This is a genomic window from Paenibacillus apis (assembly GCF_018333295.1).
In the GTDB taxonomy this organism is placed as follows: Bacteria; Bacillota; Bacilli; order Paenibacillales; family Paenibacillaceae; genus Fontibacillus; species Fontibacillus antibioticophila.
In genome coordinates this window covers 1-347 of sequence record NZ_BORS01000060.1, presented here as the reverse complement: position 1 = coordinate 347, position 347 = coordinate 1, and the positions used below count along the sequence as shown (strand labels likewise).

At 49.6% G+C, this 347-nt stretch carries 2 rRNA genes; both read right to left on the bottom strand.

Annotated elements, in window-relative coordinates:
- Positions 1-96, bottom strand: a 5S ribosomal RNA gene (rrf, locus tag KI362_RS25300); the annotation flags it as partial.
- A 140-nt stretch (positions 97-236) separates the two neighbouring features.
- Positions 237-347, bottom strand: a 23S ribosomal RNA gene (locus KI362_RS25295); the annotation flags it as partial.

The following is a 347-nucleotide window of genomic DNA, read 5'->3' as shown; positions in this document are numbered from 1 at the left end:
CCAGGACCCTTCGGTCCAAGTACCATCGGCGCTGGAGGGCTTAACGGTCGTGTTCGGGATGGGTACGCGTGGAACCCCTCCGCCATCGCCACCAAACAGGATTTTTGCGCTGCGCTTGCTTCAATGACTACTCACCAGCAAATATCCATCCTTAGAAAGGACATGCAGCTTAAAATCAATTCAGGAAGTCTTGCTCCCTGAAAACTGGATACGAAACATAGAATCTGAATTAGATATTGGATAAGCCCTCGACCGATTAGTACCTGTCAGCTCCATACATTGCTGCACTTCCACCTCAGGCCTATCAACCTCGTCGTCTTCAAGGGGTCTTACATACTGGGAAATCT